Origin of the sequence: Phyllobacterium pellucidum (assembly GCF_013327855.1) — a bacterium.
Classification (GTDB): domain Bacteria; phylum Pseudomonadota; class Alphaproteobacteria; order Rhizobiales; family Rhizobiaceae; genus Phyllobacterium; species Phyllobacterium pellucidum.
Genome location: NZ_JABUMX010000001.1, coordinates 350,906 through 366,655, shown reverse-complemented (window position 1 = coordinate 366,655; position 15,750 = coordinate 350,906). Strand labels below are relative to the sequence as shown.

At 59.4% G+C, this 15,750-nt stretch carries 11 protein-coding genes; 6 read left to right on the top strand and 5 right to left on the bottom strand.

What is annotated here, in order from left to right; genetic code table 11:
* The first annotated feature begins 2 nt into the window (after window positions 1-2).
* Window positions 3-1,157 (top strand): amino acid ABC transporter permease, encoded by a 1,155-nt coding sequence (locus HQ945_RS01735; RefSeq protein ID WP_027232367.1) that lies wholly within the window; start codon window positions 3-5, stop codon window positions 1,155-1,157.
* Between the two features lie 13 nt (window positions 1,158-1,170).
* Window positions 1,171-1,974, top strand: coding sequence for an amino acid ABC transporter ATP-binding protein (locus HQ945_RS01730; protein ID WP_027232368.1), 804 nt, complete (start codon window positions 1,171-1,173; stop codon window positions 1,972-1,974).
* 245 nt (window positions 1,975-2,219) lie between these two features.
* Here HQ945_RS01730 and HQ945_RS01725 read toward each other — a convergent pair whose 3' ends face one another.
* Both HQ945_RS01725 and HQ945_RS01720 read right to left on the bottom strand, forming a co-directional pair.
* Window positions 2,220-3,491: an FAD-dependent monooxygenase gene (locus HQ945_RS01725; protein ID WP_113281897.1), complete on the bottom strand. Its 1,272-nt coding sequence runs from the start codon at window positions 3,489-3,491 to the stop codon at window positions 2,220-2,222.
* Window positions 3,492-3,520: 29 nt separating this feature from the next.
* The gene (locus HQ945_RS01720; RefSeq protein WP_027232370.1) at window positions 3,521-3,766 is read right to left on the bottom strand and encodes a zinc-finger domain-containing protein; all 246 of its coding nucleotides are present in this window, start codon (window positions 3,764-3,766) and stop codon (window positions 3,521-3,523) included.
* Between the two features lie 199 nt (window positions 3,767-3,965).
* Here HQ945_RS01720 and HQ945_RS01715 point away from each other — a divergent pair, with 199 nt between their 5' ends.
* Together HQ945_RS01715 and ppx are read left to right on the top strand one after the other, a co-directional pair.
* Window positions 3,966-6,161 carry an RNA degradosome polyphosphate kinase gene (locus HQ945_RS01715; protein WP_027232371.1) on the top strand — a complete coding sequence of 732 codons (2,196 nt, stop codon included), beginning with the start codon at window positions 3,966-3,968 and terminating at the stop codon, window positions 6,159-6,161.
* A complete protein-coding gene (gene ppx / locus HQ945_RS01710; RefSeq protein WP_091918965.1) occupies window positions 6,158-7,669 on the top strand; it encodes an exopolyphosphatase in 1,512 nt (503 codons plus the stop codon). Before HQ945_RS01715 ends, ppx begins: the two co-directional genes overlap by 4 nt.
* A 44-nt stretch (window positions 7,670-7,713) precedes the next feature.
* Here the strand turns inward: ppx and HQ945_RS01705 are convergent, their stop codons facing one another.
* Together HQ945_RS01705 and rnd are read right to left on the bottom strand one after the other, a co-directional pair.
* Window positions 7,714-8,637: a DMT family transporter gene (locus HQ945_RS01705; protein WP_113281896.1), complete on the bottom strand. Its 924-nt coding sequence runs from the start codon at window positions 8,635-8,637 to the stop codon at window positions 7,714-7,716.
* An 86-nt stretch (window positions 8,638-8,723) separates the two neighbouring features.
* Window positions 8,724-9,884, bottom strand: a complete 1,161-nt coding sequence (gene rnd / locus HQ945_RS01700) for a ribonuclease D (protein WP_027232374.1) — start codon at window positions 9,882-9,884, stop codon at window positions 8,724-8,726.
* A gap of 150 nt (window positions 9,885-10,034) precedes the next feature.
* Here rnd and aspS point away from each other — a divergent pair, with 150 nt between their 5' ends.
* Window positions 10,035-11,825: an aspartate--tRNA ligase gene (gene aspS, locus HQ945_RS01695; protein ID WP_027232375.1), complete on the top strand. Its 1,791-nt coding sequence runs from the start codon at window positions 10,035-10,037 to the stop codon at window positions 11,823-11,825.
* Window positions 11,826-11,978: 153 nt separating this feature from the next.
* On the opposite strand, the gene HQ945_RS01690 is transcribed toward aspS, so the two are convergent.
* Window positions 11,979-13,175 carry a hypothetical protein gene (locus HQ945_RS01690; protein ID WP_113281895.1) on the bottom strand — a complete coding sequence of 399 codons (1,197 nt, stop codon included), beginning with the start codon at window positions 13,173-13,175 and terminating at the stop codon, window positions 11,979-11,981.
* 202 nt (window positions 13,176-13,377) lie between these two features.
* On the opposite strand from HQ945_RS01690, the gene parC reads away from it, so the two are divergent.
* Window positions 13,378-15,666 carry a DNA topoisomerase IV subunit A gene (parC, locus tag HQ945_RS01685; protein WP_113281894.1) on the top strand — a complete coding sequence of 763 codons (2,289 nt, stop codon included), beginning with the start codon at window positions 13,378-13,380 and terminating at the stop codon, window positions 15,664-15,666.
* The last annotated feature ends 84 nt before the right edge of the window (window positions 15,667-15,750 follow it).

The window sequence follows — 15,750 nt, the reverse complement described above, 5'->3', positions numbered from 1 at the left end:
TCATGGATAATAATCTGAGCTACGTTCGCACCGAAATGTTGCAGGAGCAGACCCCGCCGCTTGGCGAGCGGGGCATTATCCGCTGGATGAGAATCAATCTCTTCGCGACGCCGATGGATACGGCTCTGACCGTATTTGCGCTGCTCGTGATCGCATGGTTCCTGCCCGGTATCATCAACTGGCTGTTCGTAAACGCCGTCTGGTCCGGTCCGGACCGGTCGGTCTGCTCCACGGTGGCGCAGGGCGGCATCCAGCCTGAGGGGTGGTCAGGCGCGTGCTGGGCCTATGTGAACGCGAACTTCAGCCAGTTCATGTATGGGCCCTATCCGATCGATCAGCACTGGCGCGTCAATATCGTCGCGATCCTGTTTGTGTTGCTGCTCGTGCCGCTGCTCATTCCGAAGGCCCCGTACAAGGTTGCGAACGCGATCGTCTTCTTCTTCATCTTCCCGATCGTTGCCTTTTTCCTGCTTGTCGGCGGCTGGTTCGGCTTGCCTTATGTGGAGACGGCCAATTGGGGCGGACTATTGGTAACGTTGACGCTATCCTTCGTCGGCATTTCAGTATCGCTGCCGCTGGGCATAGCGCTTGCGCTCGGACGGCGCTCGAAGATGCCGGTGATCAAGATGCTGTGCGTCATATTCATCGAGACGATCCGCGGCATCCCGCTCATCACCGTGCTGTTCATGGCAAGCTATATGCTGCCGCTGTTCCTGCCGCCGGGGGTATCCTTCGACAAATATCTTCGTGCGCTGATCGGTGTTGCGCTCTTTGCTTCGGCCTATATGGCGGAAGTGGTGCGCGGCGGTCTGCAGGCAATTCCCAAGGGCCAGTATGAGGGCGCAGATTCGCTGGGGTTGAGCTATTGGCAGAAGACCGGGCTCATCATCCTTCCGCAGGCGCTCAAGCTGGTCATCCCGGGCATCGTCAACACGTTCATTGGCCTCTTCAAGGATACCAGCCTTGTAACGGTCATCAGCATGTTCGACCTGCTGGGAACCGTGAAGCAACACTTCGCCGATGCCAATTGGGCATCACCGCAGACCCCCATCTCCGGCCTGATTTTTGCCGGTTTCGTATTCTGGATTTTCTGTTTCGGGATGTCGCGCTATTCCATCTTCATGGAAAAGCGGCTCGACAAAGGACATAAACGCTGAGGAGCACCGCATAATGACAACCGAAAACGTTGTTGACCCCAATGAAATACACGTCGACCGATCGCTCTTGCACGTGTCGAAGACGGACGTGGCCGTCGATATCATCAACATGAACAAGTGGTACGGGGATTTCCACGTCCTCAAGGATATCAACCTCAAGGTCATGCGCGGCGAACGTATCGTCGTTGCGGGTCCTTCGGGATCGGGCAAGTCGACCATGATCCGCTGCATCAACCGCCTTGAAGAACACCAGAGCGGCAAGATCATCGTCGATGGCATCGAGCTTACGAACGACTTGAAGAAGATCGACGAAGTCCGCCGCGAAGTCGGCATGGTCTTCCAGCACTTCAATCTGTTCCCGCATCTGACAATCCTCGAGAATTGCACGCTCGCGCCGATCTGGGTGCGCAAGATGCCGAAGAAGAAGGCGGACGAGGTCGCGATGCACTATCTCGAGCGCGTCAAGATTCCGGAACAGGCCAACAAGTATCCGGGCCAGTTGTCCGGTGGCCAGCAGCAGCGTGTGGCGATCGCCCGGTCGCTGTGCATGAACCCGCGCATCATGCTGTTCGATGAGCCCACTTCGGCGCTCGATCCGGAAATGATCAAGGAAGTGCTCGACACGATGGTGCAACTCGCCGAAGAGGGTATGACCATGGTGTGCGTTACTCACGAAATGGGTTTTGCTCGCCAGGTCGCCAACCGGGTGATCTTTATGGATCAGGGCCAGATCGTCGAACAGAACGCGCCAGCGGAATTCTTCGACAATCCGCAGCACGAGCGCACCAAGCTGTTCCTCAGCCAGATCCTGCACTGACGAGACAAATGTTGAAAGCGGCGGCCTCACGGCCGCCGCTTTGATTTGTTTCATCGCTCTGAGCGGTCGTCCCGGGCATCTCCGCCGTCATCCTTGGGGCCTCCGCCGTTATCCTCGGGCACTTGTCCCGAGGATCCATTCTTCCTTTTGCGGGTAGATATCGCGTGAGTGGATCTGCGGGTCAAGAGCCCCGGAATGACGGGGACCGGCAGCTCAAGCGCCGTGCCACAACGGCCGCCGAATAATCAGCCACGCTTCTCCGGATCAAATCCATAGAGCCAGTCGAAGCCCTCGACGAACTTATCGGCTGGCCGATTGCGAAAGACGACGTTGCGTGCAAGCGCAATCGGACCTCTTGCATGGTAGGCAAGCTGGTTCAATGCGCCGCGTCGCACCACTGCACCGACCCGTTTGGATCGTGCCTTGCTGAACTGATCAAGCGCAGTCGTCCATTTCTTGCCGTCGGTGGCAAGCGCAGCCGCCAGCAGGCAGGCGTCTTCAATGGCCATGGCCGCGCCCTGTGCCGCATAGGGCGTCATGGCGTGGGCGGCATCCCCGATGAGGACCACGCGCTCCTCGATCTTGAACTGGCATTTCTTCATGGCAAACAGCCGCCAAGGCGTCCAGGGCCGGCCGGCCCGCATCAGGTCGCAAATCCCTTGATTCCACGCTGCGAACGCGCGGATGAAATCCTGGCTGGCATTGTTGGTCCGCTGGTCGTCCCAGCGGCGGCGAATGTTTCGATCCGGTGCAACGGCCACGAAATTGATCACCTGTCCGGAGCGAATGGGGTAGGCGATCAGGTGGGCATTGGCGCCGGTCCAGGCCACGACATTGGTGCCGGGAGGCATCAGCGCAGCAAAGGCGGGCGGCAATTGATCGACCGCGACCGAAGAACGCCAGGCGATCGTTCCCGTGTAACGGGCGCGGTCGGTGTCCGACAGAGCGGTGCGCATGTCCGACCATACGCCATCGGCACCGGCGAGCAGCGCCCCGCGATGTTCTTCGATACGGTCATGATACTGGACCCGAACCAAAATGCCTTCGGCGTCCGACTTGTATTGCGTCACCGTCGATTGCAGCTGCATCGCAATGTTGGGACGGTTGCGGGCCTCGTTGAGCAACGCATTTTGCAGGTCGGCGCGGTGGCAAACGATATAAGGCGCGCCCCAACGCTGTCTTGCCGTTTCGCCGATCGGCAGATGCAGCAGATTTGCGCCGCTTCGCCCGTCCTGCAGGCAGATGGCCTGCGGCTCGACGGAGGCATATTTCAGCCGTTCCAGCACACCAAGGCGATCGAGCAGCCGCGTCGCATTGGGTGAAAGCTGCAGGCCTGCGCCGATCTCGGCAAGTGTCGCACTCTTCTCGAATATCTGAACCGAAAAACCCTTGTCGCTCAGGGCAAGCGCGAGCGTCAGGCCGGCAATGCCGGCCCCCGCAATAATGATCTGGTCAGGATTGGGAATTCGCCTGTTACGTTCTGTCTTGAGATCAATCAGGGTCGGGCCAGAGGACATCCGGATGGAACCAGTTTCTCCGTCCGGGTTCAAGCAGCCCTATCGACGTAGATGCAGCCTTCCGGCACCGTCACCTCGGCGGGAAGCGAGGGATCGTAGCGGTAAAGCGTCGAGCAATAGGGGCAGACCTTTTCGTTATCGTCGCCAAGATCCAGAAATACGTGCGGGTGATCGAATGGAGGATTGGCGCCGACACACATGAATTCCTTCACGCCGATGCTGATCGCTGCATGACCAGCGCTGTTCTGGAAATGAGGGATGCTGTGTCCAGCCATATTTCGCTCCTGACGACTCGCCGCTCAACGCGCCTTGGCGCAATTGACTTCTCTTTCCCTAGGGTTTGTATCATCCTGAATGCGATTTCAAGACGCTTGCAAACAATCTGTCAAAACACCGCATTAGTTTGCCGTTGAGACATGACCGTATATTCCGGTGCCCGTATAGTGGCAGCGAGCATTTGATTGGAGAATAATTATGAACGAACAGGCGCCCCTCATTCCGCAACCGGTCGAGAGCGTCGATTTGCCCGATCTGCCGAAAAGCGTCGATCGGTTCGTCAATCGCGAGTTCTCCTGGCTGCAGTTCAATCGCCGCGTGCTCGAAGAAGCCCACAACGCGCACCAGCCCCTTCTCGAACGGCTGCGTTTCCTGTCGATCTCGGCCGCGAATCTCGACGAGTTTTTCATGGTTCGAATCGCGGGGCTGGCCGGTCAGGTTCGTGCCGGCGTCTCCGATCGCAGCGACGACGGGCGCACCCCGCAGGAACAGCTCGATTTCGTGCTCGAAGAGGTTGGACGCCTCCAGGCCGCGCAGCAGATCAGGCTGACGGAACTGCGCGCCGAAATGCTGAAGGAAAATATCGAGATCGTGCGGCCGGACCGGCTGACCAGCGCCGAACAGGCGTGGCTCGAAGATCACTTCCTCGAAACCATCTATCCGGTGCTGACCCCGCTCGCCATCGACCCAGCGCACCCGTTTCCATTCATCCCCAATCTCGGATTTACCATCGCCATGTTGCTTAGCCGCAGCAGCGACAATCGCCCGATGACGGCGCTGCTGCGCCTGCCGCAGGCGCTGAAGCGTTTCATCCAGATTCCCGACGAGAGCGGCCATTTCCGCTTTCTGACACTGGAGGATGCAATCAGCCTCTTCACCGGCCGGCTGTTTCCCGGCTACGAAATCAAGGGGGCAGGCACGTTCCGCATCATTCGCGACAGCGATATCGAGGTGGAAGAGGAGGCCGAGGATCTGGTGCGCCTCTTCGAAAGTGCATTGAAGCGCCGCCGCCGCGGCCAGGTGATCCGCATCGAGTTCGACGACGAAATGCCGGAATCGCTGCGCAGCTTCGTTGCCACCGAGCTTGGCGTGCCGGACAATCGCATCAGCGTGCTCGAAGGCCTGCTCGCCCTCAACATGATGTCGGAAATCGTCGGCATACCGCGGGCCGACCTCAAATTCGTGCCCTACAATCCGCGCTTCCCCGAGCGTGTCCGCGAACATGGCGGCGATTGCTTTGCGGCGATCCGCGAGAAGGACATCATCGTTCACCATCCTTACGAATCCTTTGATGTCGTTGTCCAGTTCCTGCGCCAGGCCGCCGCCGATCCCGATGTCGTCGCCATCAAGCAGACGCTCTACCGCACATCGAACGACAGCCCGATCGTGCGCGCGCTTATCGATGCGGCAGAAAGCGGCAAGTCGGTGACGGCATTGATCGAACTCAAGGCGCGGTTCGACGAAGAGGCGAATATCCGTTGGGCGCGAGACCTGGAGCGCGCCGGCGTGCAGGTGGTCTTCGGCTTCATCGAGTTGAAGACGCATGCGAAGATGTCGCTTGTGGTGCGGCGTGAAGAAAATCGGCTGCGCAGTTACGTGCATCTTGGCACGGGCAACTATCATCCGATCACGGCGAAGATCTATACCGACCTCTCGTTCTTTACCTGCGAGCAGGCCATCGGGCGCGACGTGGCGCAGATTTTCAACTACATCACCGGCTATACGCCGCCATCGGGTGAAATGCGCATTGCCGTTTCGCCGATTTCGCTACGTCCGCGCATCCTCCAGCACATCGCCGAAGAGATCGAGCACGCCAAGGCCGGACGTCCGGCTTCGATCTGGATGAAGGTGAATTCGCTGGTCGACGCCGAGATCATCGACGCGCTCTATAAGGCGAGCAAGCACGGCGTCGAAATCGACCTGGTCGTCCGCGGCATTTGCTGCCTGCGCCCGCAGGTGCCGGGACTTTCGGAAAACATTCGTGCGAAATCGATTGTCGGCCGTTTCCTCGAGCATAGCCGCATCTTCTGCTTCGGCAACGGCGAAGGATTGCCGTCCGAAAAAGCACTGGTCTATTTCGGTTCGGCCGACATGATGACACGCAATCTCGACCGCCGCGTGGAGACGCTGGTGCCCATCACCAATCCAACTGTGCATCAACAGGTTCTTTCACAGATTATGCTGGCCAACGTTCTCGACAACCAGCAGAGTTACGAGTTACTAGCAGACGGAACGTCGCGCCGGATTGAGCCGGCCGAAGGTGAAGAAGCTTTCAACGCGCAGGAATACTTCATGACAAATCCCAGCCTTTCCGGCCGTGGCAAGTCTCTGAAATCCTCGGCACCTCGACTGATTGCCCATCGCAAGCGCTCGAAAAGAAACAAGGCTGCATGATCTCCGCTGCACAGGGACGCGTACAGGGGCGCCAGCCGGCCGCAGTTATCGACATTGGCTCGAACTCAGTGCGCCTTGTCGTTTATGAAGGCGTCAACCGCTCGCCCACTGTGCTGTTCAACGAGAAGATTCTCTGCGGTCTCGGCAAGGGTTTGGTCAAGACACACAAGCTGAATGCCAAGGCGGTGCAAAGCGCGCTGCGTGCGCTGCGCCGCTTCCGTGCCCTGGCCGATCAGGCGGGAGCGGTTTCGCTCGACGTTCTCGCAACGGCCGCAGCGCGCGAGGCCGAGAACGGCTCGATGTTCATCAAGGAAGCCGAGGCGCTGCTTAAAGAACCGGTCCGGGTGCTTTCGGGACGCGAGGAAGCGTATTATTCGGCCCTCGGCATCATCTCGGGATTTCACGATCCGGACGGGATTGCCGGCGACCTTGGGGGCGGCAGTCTCGAACTCGTCGACGTCAAGGGGCGTCAGATCGGCGACGGGATCACACTTCCGCTTGGCGGCCTGCGCCTGCAGGACATGGCCGATGGTGATCTCACCGCAGCAGTGACGATAGCACGGAAGTATCTGGCTTCTGCCAAGCTTCTGGCCAATGGCAAGGGGCGCACCTTCTATGCCGTCGGCGGCACCTGGCGAAATCTCGCCAAGCTGCATATGAGCGCGACGCACTATCCGCTGCATGTCATGCATCACTACGAAATTCCGTTCGAGGAGGCGCAGCGCTTCCTCAAGCTCGTCGCCGCCGGCGATCTCGATTATATGCGCGGCATAGAGGACGTCTCGAAAAACCGCCGCTCATTGCTTTCCTATGGCGCAATTGCGCTGCTCGAAACCATAAAGCTGATGCGTCCGGCCCAGGTTGTGTTCTCGGCGCTTGGGGTGCGCGAGGGATTTCTCTATTCGCTGCTTTCCGAAAGCGAGCAACTGGAAGACCCGCTCATCTCGGCGGCCGATGAACTGGCGGTGCTTCGCGCCCGCTCGCCTGCCTATGCGCGCGAGCTTGCCGAATGGACCGGTGGCGCCTTTGCCGCGCTAGGCTATGACGAGACCGAGGATGAAAGCCGATATCGGCGTGCTGCCTGTCTCGTCGCCGATATCAGCTGGCGCGCCCATCCGGATTATCGCGGCTCGCAGGCCTTGAACATGATTTCCAACGCCGCCTTTATCGGTATCGATCACCCCGGCCGCGCCTATATCGCTCTTGCCAATTTTTTCCGCCATGAAGGCATTACCAACAGCGTCGCCGATCCGGACCTCGCGGCGATTGCCACGCCGCGCTTGCTCGAATATTCGCGCATCCTCGCGGCGGTCATGCGCATCGTCTACCCCTTCTCGGCCTCGATGGCCGGGGTGGTGCCTTACTTGTCCTGGAAGGCGACGGCAAACGGCATCGATCTCGTCGTTCACAAGTCCAAGGCCGACCTTATCGGCGATGTGCCGGAGGGCCGGCTGCAGCAATTGGCAAAACTTACCGGTAAAAACATCCGTATGACGATCGGCTCCTAGTTCTCGGAGCCGACCTTTACTGCAGGGCAATCGGCGGTTGACTGCTAGATCGGCGCGGCCGTTGGCTTCTTGCGCGAGGGCAGGGTCATGGCTGCGACCCCGGCAATGACGCAGACGAGCCCAAGCCAGGCGGTCGAGCTCAGGCTTTCGCCGAGAAAGAGGACGCCGATTCCAACCCCGATCGGCACGCGCAGATAGGCTTGCGACGTTGTGCTGACCGATCCCAGCGTATGGACGAGGCGGAAGAAGATCACGAAGGCGAGGGCGGTCGAGAAAACCGCAAGGCCAAACAGGGCTGCAATCGACGCGGTCGACGGGACGATCGTCCACGGATGGTCGACGACAAGGCTCAAGGGTATGAGCATGACCGCACCGCATATCATCGAGCCCGCCGCAGGCATCATCGGGTCCATCCCCTTGAAGCCGCGACCGAAAATAGCTGCGCACGCATAGGAAATCGTCGCCGTGACAATTGCGAGTTGCGAGACAAGTTCCTTGCCGAGGCCGTTGAAGGCCTCGAGGCCGATGATCAGGCTGATGCCAACGACGCCAGCAGTGACGCCGAACACCTTGCGGGCGGTCACAGGTTCGTGCCGTGTGATGAGCACGGTGAGCAGGAACGTGAAGATCGGGGTCGTCGAATTGAGGATCGTCGCAAGACCGGCGTCGACGGTGATTTCCGCCCAGGCAACCAGGGTAAAGGGGATGACACTGTTGATGCAGGCCTGGATGAAGAAGCGCTTCCAGACGTCCGGTTCACGCGGCAGTGCGAGACCACGCATCCTGATGATGGCGAGCAGCAGCGCTCCGGCAATCAAGGTGCGCGCGGCAATAAATGTAACGGGCGGAATGGTTTCCACGCCGATCTTGATGAAGGTATAGGAAGCCCCCCACAGCGTGGCAAGCACCGCGAGAAGGGCAATCTCTCTGGCAAGCGGCGGGGTGGTCGAAACGGCGGGACTGGACATGCGTGGTTGCCTAATATGTGATGTGATCATGCCGGGACGTTAGCTGCACCGCCAAAGCGATGCTACGATCACGGCCAAACCATCGCTTACTCTTCTGGCCAGGGAACGGCCCGAATCTTCCTGTTTTCGAATTTAAGGCAAAGCGATCCGTTGATCAGTTGCAGCGCCTTTTCGCCAAAAACCTCGCGCCGCCAGCCCTGCAGCGCCGGAATGTCGTCGACGTCGCCCTCGGCGGCGATCCGGTCGATCTCGTCGGTTGTCGCAACCACCTTCGCGGCGACACCATGCTCCTCGGTGACAAGGCGCAAAAGCACCTTGAGGAGTTCAGCGGCAGCACCGGCGCCTTCCGGCGACTGCACGGATTTCGGCAGGCGCGGCATGTCTTCCTTCGGCAGGTCGAGCGCGAGATTCACCGCATTGAGAAGGCCGGTCGCCATGCTCGATCGTTCCCAGCCTTTCGGGATCGTTCTGAGGCGTGACATCGCCTCCGCATCGCGCGGCTGCTGCTGCGCGATCTCATAAATCGCATCGTCCTTGAGCACGCGCCCGCGGGGCACGTTGCGCTCGCGCGCCTCGCGTTCGCGCCAGGCCGCGACACTGCGCAGAACTGCGAGTTCCTGCGGCTTGCGCAGGCGCATCTTCAGCCGCTTCCACGCATCGTCCGGATGCATGTCGTAGGTTTCGCGCGCCGTCAGGATTTTCATCTCGTCGAGCACCCAGTCGGTGCGGCCCTCTTCCTGAAGGCTCTGCTTCAGATGAAGATAGATGTCGCGCAGATGCGTCACGTCGGCGAGCGCATAGTCGAGCTGCTTTTCGGAGAGCGGGCGGCGACGCCAGTCGGTAAAGCGTGACGATTTGTCGATTTGCGCCCCGACGATGCGCTGAACCAGCTGATCATAGGCAATCGCATCGCCAAAACCGCATACCATGGCCGCAACCTGCGTGTCGAAAACCGGATGCGGGATGAGATTTCCGAGGTGGAAGATGATTTCGATGTCCTGGCGCGCGGCATGGAAGACCTTGACGATCTTCTCATCGGCCATCAGCCGAAAAAAGGCAGCAAGATCAAGCCCGGGCGCCAGGGCATCGACGATCGCAGTATGATCGGGCGACGCAAGCTGAATGACGCAGAGTTCCGGCCAGAAGGTGGTCTCCCGGATGAATTCCGTATCGACGGTCACAAAATCGGATTGCGAAAGGGCCGCGACAGCCTGTTCAAGTTGGTCGGTGGTTGTAATCATGCTCATAAATTTTCTATAGCGAATGAGAATGCGTTTGTCTCCGCCCCGATCTTGACAAATCACCCTCAAAATGCGCTTGTCCGCCCAAATTCTTGGCTCATGCCGGGGCATTTCCCACGCTTTTCGGCAACCAGCATAAATTCAGAGGCACATACCATGCACCGTTACCGCAGCCACACCTGCGCAGCCTTGCGTAAATCGGACGTTGGTTCGACTGTTCGTCTATCCGGCTGGGTCCATCGCGTCCGCGACCACGGCGGCATTCTCTTCATCGACCTGCGCGACCACTATGGTCTCACGCAAATCGTTGCGAGCCCGGATTCGCCAGCATTCAAATTGGCGGAAACCGTGCGCGGCGAATGGGTTATCCGCGTCGACGGTGAGGTCAAGGCCCGTACCGACGATACGATCAACCCGAACATGCCGACCGGAGAGATCGAAATCTTCGCCCGCGAGATCGAAGTTCTGTCGGCTGCCAAGGAACTGCCGCTGCCGGTCTTCGGCGAGCTCGACTACCCCGAAGACATCCGTCTGAAGTACCGCTTCCTCGACCTGCGTCGTGACACGCTGCACAAGAACATCATGGCGCGCACGAAGATCATCTCGGCGATGCGCCGCCGCATGTCGGAAATCGGCTTTACGGAATTCTCGACGCCGATCCTGACCGCCTCTTCGCCGGAAGGCGCGCGCGATTTCCTCGTTCCGAGCCGCATACATCCCGGCAACTTCTACGCCCTGCCGCAGGCGCCACAGCAATACAAGCAGCTCATCATGATGTCGGGCTTCGATCGCTATTTCCAGATCGCACCGTGCTTCCGCGATGAGGACCCGCGCGCCGACCGCCTGCCGGGCGAATTCTACCAGCTCGATATCGAGATGAGCTTCGTCGAGCAGAACGACGTGCTTTCGACGATGGAACCGGTGCTGCGCGGCATCTTCGAGGAGTTTGCCAATGGCAAGCCGGTAACGCAGGAATTCCCGCGGATTTCCTACGATGTCGCCATGCGCAAATACGGCTCCGACAAGCCGGATCTGCGCAACCCGATCGAGATGGAAGCCGTCACCGAGCACTTTGCCGGCTCGGGCTTCAAGGTTTTCGCCAACATGATTGCCAATGATCCGAAGGTCGAGGTCTGGGCCATACCAGCCAAAACCGGCGGATCGCGCGCATTCTGCGATCGCATGAACTCGTGGGCGCAAGGTGAAGGCCAGCCCGGCCTCGGCTATATTTTCTGGCGCAAGGAAGGCGAGGCGCTGGAAGGCGCCGGACCGCTTGCCAAGAATATCGGGCCGGAACGTACCGAAGCCATCCGCACGCAGCTTGGCCTCGGCGAGGGCGACGCCGTGTTCTTCGTGGCGGGCGACCCGAAAAAGTTCGTCTCCTTTGCCGGCGCGGCCCGCACCCGCGCGGGCGAGGAGCTCAACCTCGTCGATCGCGATCAGTTCAAGCTCTGCTGGATCGTCGATTTTCCCTTCTTCGAATGGCTCGAGGAAGAAAAGAAGATCGATTTTGCCCACAACCCGTTTTCCATGCCGCAGGGCGGCATCGATGCGCTGGAACACCAGGATCCGCTGACGATCAAGGCGTTCCAGTACGACATGGTCTGCAACGGCTTCGAAATTGCCTCGGGCGGCATCCGCAACCACCTGCCGGAGACGATGGTCAAGGCGTTCGAGGCCGTTGGTCACTCGCGCGAGACGGTGGAAGAGCGTTTCGGCGCGCTCTACCGGGCATTTCAGTATGGCGCTCCGCCGCATGGCGGTATGGCGGCCGGCATCGACCGTATCGTCATGCTGCTCGTCGGCGCCAAGAACCTCCGCGAGATCACCATGTTCCCGATGAACCAGCAGGCCTACGACCTTCTGATGAACGCACCTTCGGAAGTGTCACAAGCGCAGCTGCGCGACCTGCACATTCGCCTCAATCCGGTGAAGAAAGAGGTTTAAAACACCTCATCTAAGTGGTTTTGAATACAGAAAAGCCCGGCAGCAATGCCGGGCTTTTTGCTATGCCACAAGAGCCCTCGGCGAACGTTGCGTTTCAGCGTTACGGAACCTGGGTCCCCGGGCCCTTGTCCCGAGGATCCCCGTCACGAAATGCTACTCGGTCGCGGTGACCGTCACCCCGAGCGTCTTGATCAGCGATTTCGGATCGGCCATGCCGCCCGCCGCGATAATGGCGAAGGGCACGGGCTTTGCCGGCATCGCCTTGATTTCGATCGTTTTCGGGTTGTCGAGATAGGTACTGGTCGCCTGGGCGAGCGCTTGCGCGAAATCGGCATTCTTCAACTGCGTTGCAGCCATCGGAATGATCATCTTCGCCTGATTGATCAGATCAGAACGCTTGGCGCCCTGCTGCTTGGCGACATAATCAAGTGCCTTGTAAGTGAGCGACGCGTCGTCGAAGCGGATCGCAGCGCTGTTGAAGCTCAGTTGCTGCATGAGGCCGAGCATGGCCATGCCCTGCGCATCATCGGGCTTGCCTTCCATGTTCTTGGTGGCTTCCTGCAAGCCCTTGATGAAATCGAGCGTATAGCCGGAAATGTCGAGCTTGATGCCGAGTGTACCGGCATTGTCGGCGATATAGTCCATCTTTTCGATGTTGAGCCGGCCATCGGCCATGTTCCAACTGCCGCTCATGTCGATCTTGCCGGTGAGCGTCTCATAGCCGAGCGCCTTGAGGGCGTCTTTCGTCTTCGGGTCTTCCACCGTCGACAGGTCCGCCTTGAAGCGTTCCACGTTGGAGGTGAAAGTGACCGGGCTAGACGCGGTGATTGGCGACACGGTGACCGTCAGATTGTCGGCGTTGAAGACGTCCTTGCCCTTTGCGTTGACGTCGAAATGCTTGATCTCGGCCTTTTCGTATTGAAGGATTTTGGCGAGCGGATCGGTTGAGCCTTCAGGCGGCAAGGTGATTCCAGCAAGGCTGATGCCGCTGACATTGACCTTGCTGCCGGGTTCGCCTTCAGGGGTGAAGTTGATGTCCGGGATTGTCAGCGAGCCAATCTTGAAACCACCGCCGGGCGCATCGGAGACGTCGGTCAACGTCACGTCGCCGGCGCTGAAACTCTCCTTGACGCCCGCAGTCGATACTTTTGTATCCTTCAGGACGACAGTCGAGCCGTTCGTTTCCACGCTGCCATAGTCGAAGGTGCCGCCCTGTTCGGCATAGACGGCCTTGAGACGTCCTGCGACAGCATTTCCATCGACCGCATAGGCCGATCCGGCAAAGATGATCATGAGAGCAGAGGTGGCGCCGAGGACGCGCAGGCTGGAATTCAGATGCATTGAAGCCATGAGTTGATCCCTTCTGTTCCCATATTCGAAGCGTGCAGCAGCGGCAAAACTATGGCCATCACCGAGGAGCTTTGCTGTTAAAGGGCGAGAAGGTCAGATTTGCAGATCGAAAGCAAGAGCCGTGCATCCGGCAAGGCCAACTGGCTGTGATCTTGGCGAATCATTGCTTGCCGCCGAATCGGCGAGTTGATAACCCATTGACATGGGAAAAAGCGTGATTCCGCCAGATAATGGCGATGACAATGACAATAATATCGAGCCGGTCGATCTGAAGGCGGCGCTGGAGGAGCGCTATCTCGCCTATGCCCTTTCGACGATCATGCATCGCGCGCTGCCGGACGTGCGCGACGGGCTGAAGCCGGTGCATCGCCGCATCATGCATGCCATGCGGCTTCTGCGCCTTTCGCCGGACCAGTCCTATGCCAAGTGCGCTCGTATCGTCGGCGAAGTCATGGGTAAATTCCACCCGCATGGCGACCAGTCGATCTATGATGCGCTGGTGCGCCTGTCGCAGGATTTCGCCGTGCGCTATCCGGTCGTCGACGGCCAGGGCAATTTCGGCAATATCGACGGCGATAACCCGGCGGCGATGCGCTACACCGAAGCGCGGATGACCGATGTCGCCATGCTGCTTCTTGAGGGCATTACCGAGGACGCGGTCGATTTCCGGCCAACCTATAATGAAGAGGACGAGGAACCGATCGTCCTTCCAGGCGCATTCCCGAATCTGCTCGCCAACGGCTCGTCCGGCATTGCCGTCGGCATGGCGACGTCGATACCGCCGCATAATGTCTCGGAGCTTTGCGCGGCCGCGCTGCATCTGATCAAGCATCCGGACGCGAGCGTCGAGGACCTGATGTCGACCGTGGAGGAGGAGGACCCGCTCAAGACCAAGGTGCGCGGTCCCGATTTCCCGACCGGCGGTATTCTCGTCGAAACACCGGATGCCATTCTCGACGCCTACAAGACCGGTCGCGGCGGTTTCCGCCTGCGTGCCCGCTGGGAGGTTGAGGATCAGGGCAGGGGCACGTGGAATATCGTCATCACCGAGATTCCGTATCAGGTACAGAAGTCACGGCTGATCGAGAAGATCGCCGAACTCCTGATTGCCAAGAAATTGCCGCTGCTCGACGATGTGCGCGACGAATCCACCGAGGACGTGCGCCTTGTCCTCGAACCGAAGAGCCGGAGTGTCAATCCGGACATCCTGATGGAATCGCTGTTCAGGCTGACGGAACTTGAAACCCGTTTCCCCTTGAACATGAACGTGCTGTCCAACGGCAAGGTGCCGAATGTCCTGTCGTTGCGCGACGTTTTGAAGGAGTGGCTCGAACACCGCAAGGATGTGCTTATCCGGCGCTCCCGCCACCGGCTCGGCGAGATCGAACGCCGTCTCGAAATCCTTGGCGGCATGCTTATCGCCTATCTCAACATCGACGAGGTCATCCGCATCATTCGCGAGGAGGATGAGCCGAAACAGGAGATGATCAGGCGCTTCGAACTCACCGACGTTCAGGCCGAAGCCATCCTCAACATGCGGCTTCGCTCGCTGCGCAAGCTTGAGGAGTTCGAGATTCGCAAGGAATTTGACGGTCTCACCGCCGAAAAGCGTGAAATCGAACAACTCCTCGGTTCCGAGCCCAAGCAGTGGCAGACCATTTCCTGGCAAATCTCGGAAATGCAGAAAAAATATGCGCCGGATACGCTGCTCGGCAAGCGTCGCACCACATTCGCGGAGGCGCCGCAGCACGACCTGACCGATATCCATCATGCGATGATCGAGAAGGAGCCGGTCACCGTCGTCGTCTCTGAAAAGGGCTGGCTGCGCGCCATGAAGGGGCACCTTGCCGATTTCTCGGCGCTGACCTTCAAGGAAGGCGACAAGCTCAAGCTTGCCTTCCATGCAGAAACAACGGACCGCATTCTTGTCCTCACCACCGGCGGCAAGTTCTACACCATCGGAGCCAACAGCCTGCCGGGCGGGCGCGGCCATGGCGAGCCGATCCGCATCATTGTCGACATGGAGAACGACCAGGACATTGTCACGGCCTTCGTGCATAGCCCCGAGCGCAAACTGCTGCTGTCCTCGCATGTCGGCAATGGTTTCGTCGTTCCCGAGGCCGAGGTGATCGCCAATACCCGCAAGGGCAAGCAGGTGATGAACGTCAAGGCGCCGGACGAGGCGCGCCATTGCATTCCGGTTACTGGCGATACGGTTGCCATCGTCGGCGAAAACCGCAAGATGCTGGTGTTCCCGCTGTCGGAAGTGCCCGAACTCGGACGGGGCAAGGGTGTACGGCTGCAGCGCTACAAGGATGGCGGCGTGTCCGATATCCGCATCTTCGCCATGGCGCAGGGCCTGACCTGGCAGGACGCGGCCGAGCGTACCTTCAGCCGAAGCGAGACCGAACTCCTTGAGTGGATCGGCCCGCGCGCAACCGCCGGGCGGATGGTGCCGAAGGGTTTCCCGCGCTCCGGCAAGTTCGCTTGACCAAAAGGCCACTGTCTTGATAAACGAGAGTGATCTCTCGCATATTGACGGCGACATAGCGTTCATATAAATGAGAGAGAACGT

Bases quoted from the DNA above. Each gene is read 5' to 3' on its own strand.
- HQ945_RS01735 (WP_027232367.1), top strand. From the start codon at position 3: ATGGATAATAATCTGAGCTACGTTCGCACCGAAATGTTGCAGGAGCAG.
- HQ945_RS01730 (WP_027232368.1), top strand. From the start codon at position 1,171: ATGACAACCGAAAACGTTGTTGACCCCAATGAAATACACGTCGACCGA.
- HQ945_RS01725 (WP_113281897.1), bottom strand. From the start codon at position 3,491: ATGTCCTCTGGCCCGACCCTGATTGATCTCAAGACAGAACGTAACAGG.
- HQ945_RS01720 (WP_027232370.1), bottom strand. From the start codon at position 3,766: ATGGCTGGACACAGCATCCCTCATTTCCAGAACAGCGCTGGTCATGCA.
- HQ945_RS01715 (WP_027232371.1), top strand. From the start codon at position 3,966: ATGAACGAACAGGCGCCCCTCATTCCGCAACCGGTCGAGAGCGTCGAT.
- ppx (WP_091918965.1), top strand. From the start codon at position 6,158: ATGATCTCCGCTGCACAGGGACGCGTACAGGGGCGCCAGCCGGCCGCA.
- HQ945_RS01705 (WP_113281896.1), bottom strand. From the start codon at position 8,637: ATGTCCAGTCCCGCCGTTTCGACCACCCCGCCGCTTGCCAGAGAGATT.
- rnd (WP_027232374.1), bottom strand. From the start codon at position 9,884: ATGAGCATGATTACAACCACCGACCAACTTGAACAGGCTGTCGCGGCC.
- aspS (WP_027232375.1), top strand. From the start codon at position 10,035: ATGCACCGTTACCGCAGCCACACCTGCGCAGCCTTGCGTAAATCGGAC.
- HQ945_RS01690 (WP_113281895.1), bottom strand. From the start codon at position 13,175: ATGGCTTCAATGCATCTGAATTCCAGCCTGCGCGTCCTCGGCGCCACC.
- parC (WP_113281894.1), top strand. From the start codon at position 13,378: ATGGGAAAAAGCGTGATTCCGCCAGATAATGGCGATGACAATGACAAT.